This is a genomic window from Vibrio sp. YYF0003 (assembly GCF_036350715.1).
In the GTDB taxonomy this organism is placed as follows: domain Bacteria; phylum Pseudomonadota; class Gammaproteobacteria; order Enterobacterales; family Vibrionaceae; genus Vibrio; species Vibrio natriegens.
The window spans coordinates 1-15,860 of sequence record NZ_JAZDWA010000015.1 but is presented as its reverse complement, the minus strand read 5'-3'; the positions used below and the strand labels follow the sequence as shown (position 1 = coordinate 15,860).

Below are 15,860 nucleotides of genomic sequence, written 5' to 3'. Positions count from 1 at the left end.
AAAAGAACGATCGAGATCGGCACTAAACAGACAAGATAGTTTATGGACGCTCTAATAAGATCAAAAGCTCAGAATTGTCCCTGAGTAACTCTTCAATCGTGCAGTAATCCAATTCCGCTAAGAAAGCGCTTTTGGCTTTCGCTAACTTATCTTTGAGTCGACAGGCTGGCGTGATGTGGCAAAAATCTGCGCTGCAGTTCACCAAATCTAACGGTTCCAAATCGCGGACAACGCCACCAACCGTGATCTCAGCAGCAGGCTTCATCAGACGGATACCGCCATTCTTGCCACGTACAGTCTGTACATAACCCAATTGACCAAGCCGGTTAATCACTTTAACCATATGGTTACGTGATACACCAAATAAATCAGTCACTTCAGTGATATTTGTCAACTCATCTTTTGGCAATGAAGCCAGATAGATCAAGGTTCTCAGCGCGTAATCGGTGAAGCTGGTTAACTGCATATTGCTATCCTCTCTAATAGGAAAAGTGTAAATCTTTTCTTGATTGAAAGATACATTTGAGATACAACTTTAAACATGCATTATAAATACAACTTAAATTAGGAAGCCCCATGCTCAGCAATCAGACCATTGAAATCGTAAAAGCAACCGCACCACTTATCGCCGAAACAGGACCAAAACTGACCGCACATTTTTATGATCGTATGTTTACTCACAACCCTGAGTTAAAAGACATTTTTAACATGAGCAACCAGCGCAATGGTGATCAGCGTGAAGCGTTATTTAATGCTATCTGTGCATACGCCGCGAATATTGAAAATTTACCGGCTCTGCTTGGTGCGGTAGAAAAAATTGCGCATAAACACACCAGCTTTTTGATCACAGCGGACCAATATCAAATTGTCGGTTCACATCTATTAGCAACCATTGACGAACTATTCAATCCGGGTCAGGAAGTGTTGGATGCATGGGCAGAAGCTTATGGCGTGCTAGCCAATGTGTTCATTCAAAGAGAAGAGCAAATTTATCAGGCGAATGAAGCCTTGGAAGGTGGCTGGCGCGGATTGCGTGAATTCGAACTTGTCACAAAACAAGCAGAAAGCGAACACATCTGCAGTTTTGTGTTTAAACCAACAGATGGTCTTAACGTCGCAGCCTATAAGCCAGGGCAATATGTGGGTATCTACATCAACAGCGATAAGTTTGATAACCAAGAGATCCGCCAATACAGCCTCTCTTCTGCGGCACAAGAGAACACGTACCGCATCTCGGTTAAACGTGAACAAGACGGTAAAGTATCCAACTATCTGCACGATGAGCTTAACGTTGGCGATAAAGTAAAACTGGTCGCTCCGGCGGGTGACTTCTTCATGGACGTAGAATTGGACACTCCTGTCGTACTGCTCTCTGCTGGCGTAGGCTTAACGCCGACACTTTCTATGCTGGAGAGCTTGTCTGCGCATCAAGCGCCAGTAACTTGGGTACACGCGACGGAAAATGGTCAACAGCATGCCTTTAAGCAGCATGTGAACCAAATTGTCAGCTCACAAGATAACGTCAATGCGCTTGTCTGGTATAACCAACCGACAACAGAAGATAAACTTGGTGAAGACTACCACTTCACTGGTTTCGTCAACCTAAAGGAAATTGAAGCTGCGCTTAAGCAAACCAATGTTCAGATTTACTTCTGCGGCCCTGTTGGGTTTATGCAGTATGTCGCCAAGCAGCTTATCGACCTTGGCGTTCCACAAGAACAGTTTCATTACGAGTGCTTTGGCCCACATAAAGTCATTTAAAGTCATATCGTTAAAAACAACAAAGCCCACATATGTGGGCTTTGTTGTATGTATTCAATCGTGAGCAATTTTACCAGAAGGTATCTCGCCGCTTAGCTCGGGCGATAATATTTTCAGGCATACGCTGCTCAAGGCCATTTCGTAAAAGAGTAATTCGTTTGTGCTGGCGTTTATCGGCCGTTACCGAGTTATACAACCAGCGGTAAGCATCTTCATAGTCCAGAGGGCTGCCGTAATCACGCAGGAGCAACTCCGCAAGTTGAATGCGTGCATTGAGATTCCCCATGGATGCCGCTTCGCGAAGATAAGGGATCGCACGTTCTTTGTCCTGCTGAACCAAGGTACCAAGAGAGTAATAGCGCCCTATTTGTTCTAGCGCGGCTGGTAATCCTTGCTGGGCAGCATTCTCCATATAGTAGAGCCCAAGTTCCACATCTTGCTCAACACAGACACCCCAAGCCAGCATATCTCCATACAAAAACTCATACGCAGGTAGGCTAATTCGAGTCGCGCGAGCAACAATGTCTTCCACCAACTGGCAGTTGTCAGCGCGCACACGCTGTAAGTGCTTATTCTGCTCAATAAGCGTTATCAGTTCTGCTTCGGTGTAAATGGGAACAGGCGCTCCGACATCAGAGGCACTCGCCCGTGATGCAACCGTCGCCAGCATCAGTAACAGTGAAGCAGCCACTGTTCGTAACTTCATAAACGTACTCTTCAAGGTGTCTGAGAAACAAAAAATCGCCAAAGGATCTGCTCTGCTTGATAAGATTATCGGCAAACCTGTCCTGAGCTTTAGACAATTTTTGCCCCTCACCACCGAGAGACGGCAACAAGTTGCCACATTGAGACGCGTGTTCCACAACCGCAGCATTCCATTGCACAAAAGTATCAGACACAAAAAAGCCGACCTTAAGGTCGGCTTTCAAAATCTCTAACGAGTCGTCATTAAGATTCGAATGGGTGAACCTTGATGATAGTTTCGTTACGGTCAGGACCAGTTGAGACGATGTCTACTGGCACGCCGGTTAGCTCTTCGATACGCTTGATGTAGTCTAGAGCCGCTTTTGGCAGGTCTTCTAGCGCTTTAGCACCAAATGTATTTTCAGACCAACCTGGCATTGTTTCGTAGATTGGCGTTGCTTTTTCAAATGCTTCAGCAGCCATTGGCGAAACTTCTAGTACAGAGCCATCTTCCATCTTGTAACCAGTACAGATTTTTAGCTCTTCTAGGCCATCTAGTACGTCTAGTTTGGTTAGACAGAAACCAGAGATAGAGTTGATTTGGATAGCACGACGCATTGCAACAGCATCAAACCAACCAGTACGACGTAGACGACCAGTTGTTGCACCAAACTCATGACCTACAGTACCTAGGTGCTTACCGATTGGGTCTTGCTTGTCTAGACCGTCGTATAGCTCAGTCGGGAATGGACCAGAACCTACACGCGTACAGTAAGCTTTCGCGATACCAAGGATGTAACCAATGTGACGAGGACCAAAACCAGAACCTGCAGCAACACCACCAGCAGTCGTGTTAGAAGAAGTTACGTATGGGTATGTGCCATGGTCGATATCTAGTAGCGTACCTTGAGCACCTTCAAACATGATCTTGTCGCCGCGTTTACGAGCAGAGTCTAGCTCGTCAGTTACGTCGATAACCATTGAAGTTAGTAGCTCAGCGTAGCCTTTCGCTTCTTCCAGTACCGCTTCGTAGCTTACTGGTTCCGCTTTGTAGAAGTTTACTAGCTGGAAGTTGTGGTATTCCATAACTTCTTTTAGCTTCTCAGCAAATGCTTCCATATCGAATAGGTCGCCAACGCGTAGACCGCGACGAGCAACTTTATCTTCGTATGCTGGACCGATACCACGACCTGTTGTACCGATAGCTTTTTTACCGCGAGCGATTTCGCGAGCTTGGTCCATTGCAATATGGTATGGAAGAATTAGAGGACATGCTTCAGAAATGAAAAGACGTTCGCGTACTGGAATACCACGCTCTTCAAGAGGTTTCATTTCTTTAAGTAGAGCTTCAGGTGATAGTACTACACCGTTACCGATAACACATTTTACGTTATCGCGAAGGATACCTGATGGAATTAAGTGAAGAACGGTTTTTTCACCGTCAATTACGAGAGTGTGGCCTGCATTGTGACCGCCTTGGTAGCGTACCACGTACTTTGCATCTTCAGTTAAAAGGTCTACGATTTTACCTTTACCTTCGTCACCCCATTGGGTGCCTAGAACGACTACGTTATTTCCCATCTTTCCAAGTCTGATTGCTAGTTAAAAATGGATTCTAGCACCGAATCGGACTTCTTGCAGTCATTTTTTGTTCACAGACTTAGAGCTGCAACGTAATCGAGCATTTCAGAAGCAACATATCACTGATAATATTTAGCTTTATAAATTGGTTTAGGAAGCTTTATGTCTGAGTCGATATGGCTGGCTGTAGGGCTAGTATTAATTGTTGAAGGGATTGGTCCGCTGGTAGCGCCGAATGGCTGGCGAAATATGGTCGCCCAACTCAGTGAGCAACCCAACCATCAACTGCGTCGTATTGGCGGCTGTCTGGTCGTTGCTGGTGCTGTCATTGCTATCATGATGAGTTAACGACTCTCACCTTACATAACTACTAGATACAAAAAAGGCTCCTGATGGAGCCTTTTACATACTAGAGGGAAGCTTTATTCAGCTTTTACACCTTTAGAATTATTCATGTACTGGAAGAAGTCACTCTTCGGATCCAGAACAAGGATATCGTTCTTAGAGCTGAACGACTTCTCGTAGGCTCTTAGTGAACGTAGGAAGCTGAAGAACTCAGGATCCTTGTTGTAAGCATTAGAGTAAATCTTCGCTGCTTCTGCATCCGCTCCACCTCGTGTAACACGAGCTGTTTTGTCGGCTTCAGCAAGAATTGTCGCAACTTCAAGCTCAGCTTGAGCACGGATAACTTCCGCTTTCTCACGGCCTTGAGAACGGTGTTTACGAGCTACCGACTCACGCTCTGCGCGCATACGACGGTAGATAGATTCACTGATCTCATCTGGCAGGTTGATTTTCTTCATTCGGAAATCAACTACGCGCACACCTAAGTCTTTCATCGCGCTTTCACGTGTGTCTTTCAACACGTTAGACATGATTAAGTCACGCTCACCATCGATTTCTAGTGCTTCACGAGCAGCTTCCGTCGTAACTTCATCACTGCTTGCATCTTCTGGTAGTACGTCATTGTTACGTGGGCCAGAAACGATTTGCTTGATTTCACGTGCACCGATTTCAGAACGAAGCACGTCAGTAACTTTACGTTCAAGAAGTGCTTCTGCCGTTAGCGAGTTACCGCCACCTGTTGCCAGGTAGTAACGTCCAAAATCTTCAATACGCCACTTTACGTAGGTATCAATGATAACGTCTTTTTTCTCAGACGTTACAAAACGGTCAGCACGGCCGTCCATTGTTTGGATACGTGCATCCAGAGTCTTCACACGGTCAAACAATGGCATTTTGAAATGCAGACCCGGCTCGTAAATTCGAGTGATGTCGTTGTTGTCTTTCAGAACACGACCAAATCGAACTACGATACCGCGCTCACCTTCAGGAATCACAAACAGAGACATCAGCATCAATGCCAGTGCGATTACCAATACAGGGATCATTAACTTACGCATTCTTAGTATCTCCCTTGACGTGAACCAGTTGAACGAGACTGCGTGTTCGAGGTGTCTTCTTGTGTACGCTCAGACTCTAGTTGAATTTGATCGTAGGTTGAAGAAGACTTCGACTTACGTTTGGTGTCAGTTTGACCTTCTTGACCCGACAATTTATCAATCGGTAGGTAAAGCAGATTACCGCTTGATTCAGAGTCAATCAGCACTTTAGAAGTACTTGTGTAAACTTCTTCCATCGCGTCGATGTACAGACGGTCACGAGTTACACCTGGAGCTGCTTGGTATTCTGGAAGTAGCTGTTCAAACTGTGCAACCTGACCAAGAGCTTCATTGGTAACACGTTCGCTGTAACCTTGCGCTTCTTTCTTCAAACGCTCAGCACGACCCGTTGCTTTTGGCAGAATCTCGTTTTTGTAAGCTTCTGCTTCACGGATGAAACGCTCTTCATCTTCTCGCGCTGCAATCGCGTCATCAAACGCATCTTTAACCTGCTCTGGCGGACGTGCAGACTGGAAGTTCACATCAACAAGCACAAGACCCATATCATAGCTATCCATGATTTGGTTCAGTGTCTCTTGAGTTGTTTGACGAATTTGCTGACGACCACTGGTTAGAATGCTATCCATCAGCGAGTCACCAATTACCGCACGTAGAGCAGAGTCCGTTGCCTGACGTAAACTGTCGTCAGCATTGGTTACTCGGTATAGGTATTTGTATGGGTCAGTAACGCGATACTGAACGTCCATGCCTACCGTCACAACGTTTTCATCTTTAGTCAGCATTAGACCAGATGCACGAAGTGAACGAATCGCCTGTACGTTAACCGCTTCATACTCATCAATAAAGCGAGGACGCCAGTTCAGACCTGGCTCTACGATACGATCGTATTTACCTAAACGCAGTACTACACCACGCTCTGCTTCACCGATGGTGTAAAAACCAGCGAAGAACCAAACAGCAACAGCAATCAGTGCAATCACACCAAAGCCAATTGCGCTGCCACCACCGCCGAGTGGAGAACCACCGCCGCCTTTTTTACCAAATTTGCCGCCCAGCTTCTGACTCAGTTTATTGAACACTTCATCTAAATCTGGCGGACCTTGATCTCGGCCACCAGGACGCTGGCCACCACGATTATTATTACCCCAAGGGTCGTTATCGCGGCCATCATTGCCGTTGTTATTTCCAGGCTCATTCCACGCCATTAGAAAGCTCCATCATTTGATATGACGTTATACTGTAGCAGTCCTTTAAGTGACTATAAAGCCAGTCAAAACTGCCCCTTCTCTTTTTTCAAGTCTAGACCAATCTACTTGCTGCATTCGAATATCGATCAACAAGTTACCTTCCTGGTCGTATTCTTCACGCTGAATACAATTCATTTGGAAGAATGTACTACGGAACCGTCCTTGATACTGTGGAGGAATACACAACTGATGCTCAACCATTTGCGACGCCAGACGTTCTGTCAGCGCTTCAAACAGGAGCTCGATGCCCATTCCTTCCATTGCAGATACCCAGACCGAACGAGGTACGCCTTCCTCATCACGCTCTATACGCGGATTCTGCGATTCTAGATTGTCAATTTTGTTCATGACAACCAGACTCGGCACTTCGTGTGCGTCGATCTCTTCTAGTACTTCATGAACAGCTTGAATATTCTCACGAAAACGCTCATCACTGGCATCAACAACATGTAACAAAATGTCAGCTTCTTGCGTTTCTTGCAAGGTTGCTTTGAAGGCTGCAACTAAATCGTGAGGCAAATGTCGAATAAAACCAACGGTATCTGCAAGTATGGCAGGTCCCACGTCCGCTAACTCGATCTTACGTAATGTAGGGTCCAAAGTAGCAAACAGCTGGTCTGCGGCATACACACCCGCTTCGGTAATACGGTTAAACAGTGTCGACTTACCCGCGTTGGTGTAACCCACGAGAGAAATCGTTGGGATTTCAGCTCGATTTCGGGCGCGACGCCCTTGTTCACGCTGCTTGGCCACTTTATCTAAGCGGCGCAGGATGGCTTTGATTCTGTCACGCAATAAACGACGGTCGGTTTCCAACTGGGTTTCACCAGGACCACGTAGACCAATACCACCTTTCTGCCTTTCTAGGTGCGTCCAACCACGAATCAAACGAGTAGAGATATGACGAAGTTGAGCCAGCTCTACCTGTAGCTTACCTTCATGTGTTCGCGCTCGTTGAGCAAAGATATCGAGGATGAGACCAGTGCGATCGAGAACTCGACATTTGCACAGTGTTTCGAGGTTACGTTCTTGGGCAGGAGAGAGGGAGTGATTAAAAATCACAATTTCAGCGCCAGTTAATTGTACTGCTGTAGCAATTTCCTGAGCCTTACCCTCTCCGACATAGTATTTCGGGTGTGGGGATTGACGACTACCAGTTACCACTTGTAGCGTCTCTACCCCAGCAGAAGAAACCAGCATTTCGAACTCAGCCAGATCTTCCCATTCACCTTCTTGCGTGAAGTTGATATGAACAAGTACGGCTCGCTCACCGGATTCATAACGGTCAAACAAGCAATCAACTCCTTACTTTAAAAATATTCGATGAAGAATTAATCTTCAGATTTCTCTTGTGGACGATCACCTTGGGTACGTTCACCGCTGTGGTGGCTCACAGGACGAGCCGGCACAACTGTTGAGATCGCGTGCTTGTACACCATTTGGTTAACAGTGTTTTTCAAAAGAATCACGAATTGATCGAATGATTCGATCTGACCTTGTAGTTTAATACCATTCACAAGGTAGATAGACACTGGGATACGCTCACGACGTAGCGCGTTTAAGAATGGGTCTTGTAGAGATTGCCCCTTAGCCATTTTTATTTTCCTTATTTAATTTGTAGTTGTAATTATTTAGCTAGTGGTGCAATGCAAAAAGTACTGCTTTTGCATCTGAGCTAAACGAATCAAAATGCACTCTAAGTAATTAGCAGCATAGTCTAAAAACCGCCAACCACTGTTCCTTTCAGAGCGCGTTCACGCAAAAACGATCACATTATACACAGCTATCTCAATCAGATGCTATTGCTTCCGAAATGGTTTCGAGAGACTGTTCAATGTTATCACTATCCAACCAAGTTAAGTCATCCCAGCTGCGTAACCAGGTGATTTGACGCTTGGCCAATTGACGAGTCGCGCATACTCCGCGAAAAATGGCTTCTTCGCGAGTGCACTCCCCATCTAAATACTCCCACATCTGTCTATAACCGACGCAACGTATAGACGGAAGATCCGGGTGAAGATCTTTGCGAGCATATAATGCTTTCATTTCATCTTCGAAGCCCGCTTCCATCATTTTTTCGAAGCGCAGTTCAATGCGACGGTGAAGTTCTGCCCTATCCTTGGGAGCTATTGCAAACTGCTTGACCCGGTACGGAAGGCGTTCACCTTTCGTTTGAGTCAACTCAGTTAGAGTTTTACCTGAAATTCGAAAAACTTCCAATGCCCTAGATAAACGCTGGGGATCATTAGGATGAATTCGCTCCGCAGAGACAGGATCAATCTCTTTCAGTTCATCGTGCAACACCGACCAACCTTTAGTCAATGCTTCTTGTTCAATTTGCTGACGAATTTCAGGATTTGCAGCAGGAAGAGGTGATAAGCCTTCAAGTAATGCTTTGTAATAGAGCATTGTACCGCCAACAAGTAACGGAATTTTTCCTTCTGCAACAATATCATCCATAGCCTGTAACGCATCGCGACGGAAATCCGCTGCGGAGTATGACTCGCTAGGATCCAAAATATCAATCAGGCGGTGAGGCGCTAAGCTAAGCTCACGTTCATCAGGCTTGGCAGTCCCGACATCCATTCCTTTATAGATCAAAGCCGAATCGACGCTGATGATCTCAACCGGAAACTTCTGACGAAGTCTAATCGCGAGTTCTGTTTTACCTGATGCAGTTGGTCCCATTAAAAATAGAGCCAACGGTAGTTTTTCTGTCATGGTGTTAATTTGGCTATCGTGGCAGAGAAATCAACAGCAGATACAAACTGAGTATCTTCTAATGGCAATTGGCCATGCCTTAGCTGTTCAAGTTCCGCAATAATTTGAATGGCTTCGGAGAGAGTATAATTGCTTTTTACTGTCGTTACCCGCAAAGCAAGCCAATCGATCAGTGCAGAAAGCATTTGAGTGGTAGTCTTCTCACCCTTCACCCACGTTTGCGCGTAAGATAACAGATCTGGTACCAAATTTTGTAAGTTTTGTTGACGCAATGGTGCTGGTACGCCCATGACCATCAATGCTTTGTCATTTCTGGCTTTAAGCTGTATACCGAGCTGGGAGAAATCTTGTTGGTAATCCTCTGCTAACTTGACTAACTCTGCGTCCAACTTTAGCGACAAAGGTACGAGTAAAGGTTGTGCTTTTAGTGCGCCTTCACTTGGCGTTAGCTGCCCTTTGACTCGATAAAATTCCGCGCGTGGTAATGAAACCAATGCCACGCCACTGTCACTGCTCATCAGGACAAACTGCTCATCCACCACAGCTAGTGCTTTACCTAATGCCGTCACTTGAGGCAAAGGTGCTTGCTCTCTCGATGTAGCGACAACCGCATTTTCGATCGGCTTAGGTTCGAAGTCTGGCGTTTTCAAAAGCTCATGATAAGCACGAACTTCTTGTTTACTCGGAGCGGGTTCCGCATGACGCTCTTTGCTCTGAATCGGCTTTGGAGCGGGCTTAGATTCAATCCAGTCCGAACGATGATAAGAATCTGACTGACGAGCCTCTCGCACAGACGACTCTGAAGAAGAACGCTCGCGTGGTTTTGCCTCATAGTCACTTCGTCCCGGATAAGCCGGTGTTTTGTCTATCGCCTGATAAACTCGTTCAGGAACGGGAGAAGAGACCTTGTCTTCTTTAATCGAGGCTTCTGAAATCGAGGGGGCTGAGTCAACATCGCTTTCCTGAATCGGGGAAGACGGCTCAGCGTGATGAAAGGCAGATTCATTGACATGTGGCTGTTCAATGACCGCACTTTGTACCAGTGCATCGGTTAATGCCTGATAGATAAAGTCATGAACCAGTCGAGCCTGATGGAAACGCACTTCATGTTTTGCAGGGTGGACATTCACATCCACCTGATGCGGATCGAGTTCAATGAACAGCACGTATGCCGCAAACTGATCCGGCTTTAAGCTCATTTCGTAGCTCTGGCGGATAGCATGATTAATCAGCTTGTCACGCATCATGCGGCCATTCACATAGCAATACTGCAAATCACTTTGCTGCCGAGCACCATCTGGCGTTGTGATCCAACCATGCAGCTTTAGACCCTGATGTTCTAATTCAATACGGAGCATGTTACGGACAAAAGCATTACCGCATACGGCTGCAATGCGCTTTTCCGTTTGTAGTTGATTTTTTGCTGCGCGATATTGGCGGATGATTTTTCCGTTATGCCGCACAGTAATCGACACGTCAAACCGGCTCAGTGCGATACGCTTTAGCAGCTCATCAATATGGGAAAATTCCGTTTTCTCGGTACGAAGAAATTTACGACGTGCAGGGGTATTGAAGAAAAGGTCCAACACTTCTACCGTGGTACCAATAGGGTGTGCGGCAGGTTGAAGTTTGACCTGCATTTCGCGCCCTTCGGAATACGCACTCCATGCCTCTTCTTGCGCTGCGGGACGCGAGGTTAAGGTCAAGCGTGAGACTGAACTAATACTCGCGAGTGCCTCACCACGAAAGCCCAAACTCATGATCGCTTCTAAGTCATCCAAGCTATGAATTTTGGATGTGGCATGACGACTTAATGCCAAACCTAACTCATCTTTCGCGATCCCTTTACCGTTATCACGAACACGGATGAGCTTAGCTCCCCCTTTCTCAATATCGATATCGATGCGGGTAGCGCCGGAGTCGAGGCTGTTCTCTACCAACTCTTTGATGACAGAGGCAGGTCTTTCGACCACCTCCCCTGCGGCTATCTGGTTGGCGAGCCTGGCTGGCAGTATTTTAATCGTCATAACGCGTTAAAGCTCACTTATTTATTTGGGATGATCAGCACTTGTCCTACCGCAAGTTCATCTGAACGTAAGTTATTCGCTTCACGAATACTTTGCACGCTCACGTCGTACTTCGATGCGATCTTACCAAGGTACTCACCTCGTGAGACTTTATGTTTACGGATCGGCTTGTCCTTCACCGCAACCGTCACCTTCAGTTTCTGACCTACCCACAGCGTATCTGATTTGAGATTGTTTTCACGGCGAATATCAGAAACCTTCACTTTGTAATGGCTGGCAATCTTACCTAAAAACTCACCAGACTTAACGGTGTGAGTGATGGTTTCTGTCTCCACCGTGATCGGTTTGCTTGGCACTTTGATATTACCAGCCGACGGAATTCTCAGTTTCTGACCAATTCCTAACTCACTAGATTTCAAGTTGTTTTCAGCCATTATCGCTTTCGAGCTTGTCCCGTATTTATTCGCAATCACCGATAAAGATTCGCCGCGCTTCACAATGTGCACCATCGGTTTCGATGAAGGTGAGAATACCGTACCTTCTGGCGGGTTATCCTTCAGATACTTGACGACCGCCTTCGATATCGACTGTGCCAGTTTGTCTTGGTGTGCACGCTGGAACAATAATTTCTCTTCGGTCGGGTTTGAGATAAAGCCCGTTTCGACCAATACCGATGGAATCTGCGGAGAGCGTAATACCGCCAAGCTAGTGTTGATAGGTTTCGTGTTGTGCAAGTGAGCAACACGTCCCATTTCACCAAGGATTTCGGTCGCTAGCTTATAGCCTTCCTTCTGCGAATGACTAAACTGCAGATCCAGCAACGTTTGGTTGACGTTACGATCTTTGGTATTGCTGACAAATGCGTTACCCGATCCACCTAAAAGCTCAGACTGCCTCTCATGATTTTCTACCCAACGGGAAATTTCCGTATTCGCTCGACGCGTGTTCAGTACGAACACCGAACCACCACGAGGTCGTGGAGAGGTAAACGCATCCGCGTGAATTGATATCAGCAGATGAGCATCATTCTCGCGAGCAATCGCGACACGTCGATTCAGGTTAACAAAATAGTCCCCACTGCGGGTCAGTCGAGTTTTGATGCCCGGTGTCGCATTCAACTGAGCAGCAATCTTACGAGAAATACTCAATACCGCGTCTTTTTCATACTTACGACGAGAAGGTCCAATTGATCCCGGATCTTCACCACCATGACCAGGGTCGATAACAATCAACACCTCTTGAGCACGCTGAACTGAGCTCATGTCTTTACTGGTTGTGGTTTTTTCTTCTGACTTCGTTGCGGTTGTCGCTGTTTTTGTACCATGCGGAAGATCAATGACCAAACGGTGACCATATTGCCCACCTGGTGTCGGGCTCAGTTTGAATAGCTCAGCTTGAACGCTTTTTTTCAGTTCAAAAACGAGACGATAAGTGCCCGTTTCCGGAGGTGAGCTTTTTCGCACTCGCGTCAAAACAGGGCTATCAGAGACCGTCACCGGCAATTTGGCTTGCATGGTGGCGTCTTTCAAATCCACAACCAGCCTATCCGGTTCGGATAATGAGAAATAGGAGTAGTCCGCTTCCGAGCCTAAATCGATGACAACGCGAGTCTCATCTGGAGAAGGCCAAACTCGAAAGCTTTTAACGACGTTAGCAAATGCTAAACTGGGGATGATAAGGAGAAAAGTGGCGACAAACGTCGCCACTACTCTAAAATTTGAAAAACTCAACATAGCTCCAATCGACTGAGTAACTGCACACCATAATCATTATTCGCGATGAGTTCGGCGATACGGCCTTCACCTTGATAACGGATGTTCACATCAAGATCTGGCTCAGGCAGTAAGCCTTGCCCCTTTTCAGGCCACTCAACCAAACAAATCGCATCATCAGTGAAATAATCTCGAATTCCCATGAATTCTAACTCTTCAGGATCCGCAAGACGATATAGGTCAAAATGGTAAACTTGCCACTTATCCAATTGGTATGGTTCAACCAAGGTATAAGTTGGACTTTTTACATTTCCTTGATGCCCAAGAGCACGGACAAACCCACGACTGAAGGTTGTTTTACCTGCGCCCAAATCACCATGCAGATAAATTGTCGTTTGTTGAGAACAAAGCTGAGCCAGAGCGGTGCCCAGTGCTACCGTTTCATGCTCATCTTTTAAATTAAATTGTTTCGTGCTCATTGATGCTTCTCTAACTAATGATCGTTGACTATATAAAAATCAAAAGAACAGGAATAGTAAACCGTGTTGGTTTTGAGAGACAAGCTTTCAAATGTCATATATGCGAAAAAAGTAGCCACAAAACGGTATCTTATTTGTCAGCTCTCTACTTCAAGCCATATGAGTTTAGCTCTCCAATATAAGAAAGCAGCAGATCGAAAAAGGTTCCATTATAAATATCATTAAATAGCATACTTTTATAAGTGCGACTTTACGCTAGAACCAATACAAGAGATCCGTTAAGATCCGCCCCCCATTTATCTCGGTGGTAACCATGAACTACGAACAACTCGCACAGCAAATCAAAATTTGGGGAAAAGAACTCGGCTTTCAAAAAGTGGGGATCTGCGATGTTGACCTAAGTGAGCATGAGGCCGCACTGCAACAGTGGCTGGATGCCGGGTATCACGGTTCTATGGACTGGATGGCTCGACACGGCATGATGCGCGCGAGACCACATGAATTACTGCCGGGAACCATACGTGTTATCAGTGCGCGTATGGATTACCTACCGCCAGAAGCGCAATTCGCTTCAAACCTTGCCAATAAAAACCACGCCTACATCAGTCGTTATGCCCTAGGACGTGACTATCACAAACTCGTAAGAAAGCAGCTCAATAAGCTCGGTAAATTAATTGAAGAAGAAGTCGGTAAGTTTGGCTACCGCCCTTTTGTTGATTCCGCCCCGATATTAGAGCGACCACTGGCTCAAAAAGCCGGGCTAGGTTGGACCGGGAAACATTCTCTGGTCTTGGATAAAGACTGTGGTTCTTGGTTCTTTCTGGGCGAGTTACTGGTTGATTTGCCATTGCCGGTTGATCAACCAAGTGTCGATCAGTGTGGAAAATGCAAAGCGTGTATCACTTCATGTCCGACGCAAGCGATTGTAGACGACAAAGTGGTGGATGCACGACGTTGTATCTCCTACCTGACCATCGAGTTCGATGGCATCATTCCAGAAGAATTTCGAAAACCAATGGGGAACCGAATTTACGGCTGTGATGATTGCCAACTGGTGTGCCCATGGAACCGATATGCCGATATCACCGAACAAGAAGACTTTCACCGCCGTGATAGTTTTCAACACCCAGACTTAGTCGATATGTTTGGTTGGGATGAAGCCGCTTTCTTAAAGAACATGGAAGGCTCCGCGATTCGCCGAATTGGTCACTTACAATGGCTGCGTAATATTGCTGTCGCACTTGGCAACGCAGAATACAGTCAACGTGTCATTGATGCGCTTGCCTCTCGTCAGGGAGAAAGTGACTTACTCGATGAACATATTATCTGGGCATTGGATCAGCAGCTGAACCAAACTCCGGTCAATGAGACTGAGTCAATTGAAACGAAGAAAAACCGTTTAATCAGGATTGTAGAGAAAGGCTTACCGAGAGATGCATAAGGCGTAGTCTATATGCAAAAGATTGAAATGCTTTTTTCATGCGCAATTCATGACCTCGTTCTCAATTTTGTAATGTGGAAAAAAATTTGAGATTAGATAAAAAAGAGGTAGGAAAAAAAAGTTAAACACAATCCCAGTAAATGACTAGGATCAAAAAAATACAATGTAATGATCGTATTTTAACAACCAAGATCTATGTAGTTGTGCTTTTTTTCTTTATTTAACAGCTAGTTAAAACAAAATCCAATCACAATTCAAACACTTAAAAAATAAAAGATCTTCGTTTACTAACAAATAATGTCAAGCTAAAAACACTTTATCAACCAAGTTATCCACAGAACGCTGTATGTGGATAAGTCTGTTAATGAAAGATAGCAAAAACACTCGCATACCAGAGCACTATTGTGTCTGCCGATTCATATAATGTTTTCAACACAAACGAAAACACCCGACATCATACAATGCGGATTAAAATTTATTTTAGGGGAGTTATGCTTCACAGCATGATGAAAAGAGCGATGTGGATTGGTTGCGGGGGCTGGATTTGATCCGAGCGGCGCATCCGTCGACGACCTGAGGGTTATGATAAATAACAATCAAACTGTCTTGAATTTGGTTGCGGGGGCCGGATTTGAACCGACGACCTTCGGGTTATGAGCCCGACGAGCTACCAAGCTGCTCCACCCCGCGTCCGTATTTCACTGTTAAGCACAATGAGAGCTATATGTTTGGAGCGACACACGAGGTTCGAACTCGTGACCTCAACCTTGGCAAGGTTGCGCTCTACCAACTGAGCTAGTGTCG

14 protein-coding genes and 1 tRNA gene are annotated in these 15,860 nt (G+C 45.8%); 3 read left to right on the top strand and 12 right to left on the bottom strand.

The annotated features are described in order from the left end of the window. Positions 1–40: 40 nt before the first annotated feature. Positions 41–466 (bottom strand): nitric oxide-sensing transcriptional repressor NsrR, encoded by a 426-nt coding sequence (gene nsrR / locus V1U08_RS22335; RefSeq protein WP_014233198.1) that lies wholly within the window; start codon positions 464–466, stop codon positions 41–43. Between the two features lie 110 nt (positions 467–576). Between nsrR and hmpA the strand changes: the two genes are divergently transcribed. Then, positions 577–1,761 (top strand): NO-inducible flavohemoprotein, encoded by a 1,185-nt coding sequence (hmpA, locus tag V1U08_RS22330; protein ID WP_330471436.1) that lies wholly within the window; start codon positions 577–579, stop codon positions 1,759–1,761. A gap of 70 nt (positions 1,762–1,831) precedes the next feature. On the opposite strand, the gene motX is transcribed toward hmpA, so the two are convergent. Both motX and V1U08_RS22320 read right to left on the bottom strand, forming a co-directional pair. Beyond that, the gene (gene motX / locus V1U08_RS22325; protein WP_020336182.1) at positions 1,832–2,467 is read right to left on the bottom strand and encodes a flagellar protein MotX; all 636 of its coding nucleotides are present in this window, start codon (positions 2,465–2,467) and stop codon (positions 1,832–1,834) included. A gap of 242 nt (positions 2,468–2,709) precedes the next feature. Then, positions 2,710–4,026, bottom strand: coding sequence for an adenylosuccinate synthase (locus V1U08_RS22320; RefSeq protein WP_014233201.1), 1,317 nt, complete (start codon positions 4,024–4,026; stop codon positions 2,710–2,712). 162 nt (positions 4,027–4,188) lie between these two features. Here V1U08_RS22320 and V1U08_RS22315 point away from each other — a divergent pair, with 162 nt between their 5' ends. Next, positions 4,189–4,374, top strand: a complete 186-nt coding sequence (locus V1U08_RS22315) for a DUF2065 domain-containing protein (protein ID WP_330471435.1) — start codon at positions 4,189–4,191, stop codon at positions 4,372–4,374. Between the two features lie 74 nt (positions 4,375–4,448). Here the strand turns inward: V1U08_RS22315 and hflC are convergent, their stop codons facing one another. The 8 genes from hflC to tsaE all read right to left on the bottom strand — a co-directional run bounded on the left by hflC (position 4,449) and on the right by tsaE (position 13,615). Then, positions 4,449–5,429 (bottom strand): protease modulator HflC, encoded by a 981-nt coding sequence (gene hflC / locus V1U08_RS22310; RefSeq protein WP_014233203.1) that lies wholly within the window; start codon positions 5,427–5,429, stop codon positions 4,449–4,451. Between the two features lie 2 nt (positions 5,430–5,431). After that, positions 5,432–6,634, bottom strand: a complete 1,203-nt coding sequence (gene hflK, locus V1U08_RS22305) for an FtsH protease activity modulator HflK (RefSeq protein ID WP_014233204.1) — start codon at positions 6,632–6,634, stop codon at positions 5,432–5,434. 45 nt (positions 6,635–6,679) lie between these two features. Further along, complete coding sequence (hflX, locus tag V1U08_RS22300; protein WP_243975223.1) at positions 6,680–7,969, bottom strand: ribosome rescue GTPase HflX; 1,290 nt, start codon at positions 7,967–7,969, stop codon at positions 6,680–6,682. Positions 7,970–8,007: 38 nt separating this feature from the next. After that, positions 8,008–8,271: an RNA chaperone Hfq gene (gene hfq, locus V1U08_RS22295; protein WP_014233206.1), complete on the bottom strand. Its 264-nt coding sequence runs from the start codon at positions 8,269–8,271 to the stop codon at positions 8,008–8,010. Positions 8,272–8,464: 193 nt separating this feature from the next. Continuing rightward, entirely contained in the window at positions 8,465–9,397 is a 933-nt protein-coding gene (gene miaA / locus V1U08_RS22290) for a tRNA (adenosine(37)-N6)-dimethylallyltransferase MiaA (protein ID WP_014233207.1), read from the bottom strand. Beyond that, a complete protein-coding gene (mutL, locus tag V1U08_RS22285; protein WP_330471434.1) occupies positions 9,394–11,424 on the bottom strand; it encodes a DNA mismatch repair endonuclease MutL in 2,031 nt (676 codons plus the stop codon). Before mutL ends, miaA begins: the two co-directional genes overlap by 4 nt. Before the next feature lie 17 nt (positions 11,425–11,441). Beyond that, entirely contained in the window at positions 11,442–13,157 is a 1,716-nt protein-coding gene (locus tag V1U08_RS22280; protein WP_330471433.1) for an N-acetylmuramoyl-L-alanine amidase, read from the bottom strand. Further along, entirely contained in the window at positions 13,151–13,615 is a 465-nt protein-coding gene (gene tsaE / locus V1U08_RS22275) for a tRNA (adenosine(37)-N6)-threonylcarbamoyltransferase complex ATPase subunit type 1 TsaE (protein ID WP_014233210.1), read from the bottom strand. Before tsaE ends, V1U08_RS22280 begins: the two co-directional genes overlap by 7 nt. A gap of 313 nt (positions 13,616–13,928) precedes the next feature. Here tsaE and queG point away from each other — a divergent pair, with 313 nt between their 5' ends. Next, positions 13,929–15,056, top strand: coding sequence for a tRNA epoxyqueuosine(34) reductase QueG (gene queG / locus V1U08_RS22270; protein WP_330471432.1), 1,128 nt, complete (start codon positions 13,929–13,931; stop codon positions 15,054–15,056). A 613-nt stretch (positions 15,057–15,669) separates the two neighbouring features. On the opposite strand, the gene V1U08_RS22265 is transcribed toward queG, so the two are convergent. Next, positions 15,670–15,746 (bottom strand) — tRNA-Met (locus V1U08_RS22265). Positions 15,747–15,860: the final 114 nt, after the last annotated feature.

What these genes read in the sequence shown, in the direction of transcription:
- nsrR (WP_014233198.1), bottom strand. Translation starts at nt 466, where the DNA reads ATGCAGTTAACCAGCTTCACCGATTACGCGCTGAGAACCTTGATCTAT.
- hmpA (WP_330471436.1), top strand. Translation starts at nt 577, where the DNA reads ATGCTCAGCAATCAGACCATTGAAATCGTAAAAGCAACCGCACCACTT.
- motX (WP_020336182.1), bottom strand. Translation starts at nt 2,467, where the DNA reads ATGAAGTTACGAACAGTGGCTGCTTCACTGTTACTGATGCTGGCGACG.
- V1U08_RS22320 (WP_014233201.1), bottom strand. Translation starts at nt 4,026, where the DNA reads ATGGGAAATAACGTAGTCGTTCTAGGCACCCAATGGGGTGACGAAGGT.
- V1U08_RS22315 (WP_330471435.1), top strand. Translation starts at nt 4,189, where the DNA reads ATGTCTGAGTCGATATGGCTGGCTGTAGGGCTAGTATTAATTGTTGAA.
- hflC (WP_014233203.1), bottom strand. Translation starts at nt 5,429, where the DNA reads ATGCGTAAGTTAATGATCCCTGTATTGGTAATCGCACTGGCATTGATG.
- hflK (WP_014233204.1), bottom strand. Translation starts at nt 6,634, where the DNA reads ATGGCGTGGAATGAGCCTGGAAATAACAACGGCAATGATGGCCGCGAT.
- hfq (WP_014233206.1), bottom strand. Translation starts at nt 8,271, where the DNA reads ATGGCTAAGGGGCAATCTCTACAAGACCCATTCTTAAACGCGCTACGT.
- miaA (WP_014233207.1), bottom strand. Translation starts at nt 9,397, where the DNA reads ATGACAGAAAAACTACCGTTGGCTCTATTTTTAATGGGACCAACTGCA.
- mutL (WP_330471434.1), bottom strand. Translation starts at nt 11,424, where the DNA reads ATGACGATTAAAATACTGCCAGCCAGGCTCGCCAACCAGATAGCCGCA.
- V1U08_RS22280 (WP_330471433.1), bottom strand. Translation starts at nt 13,157, where the DNA reads ATGTTGAGTTTTTCAAATTTTAGAGTAGTGGCGACGTTTGTCGCCACT.
- tsaE (WP_014233210.1), bottom strand. Translation starts at nt 13,615, where the DNA reads ATGAGCACGAAACAATTTAATTTAAAAGATGAGCATGAAACGGTAGCA.
- queG (WP_330471432.1), top strand. Translation starts at nt 13,929, where the DNA reads ATGAACTACGAACAACTCGCACAGCAAATCAAAATTTGGGGAAAAGAA.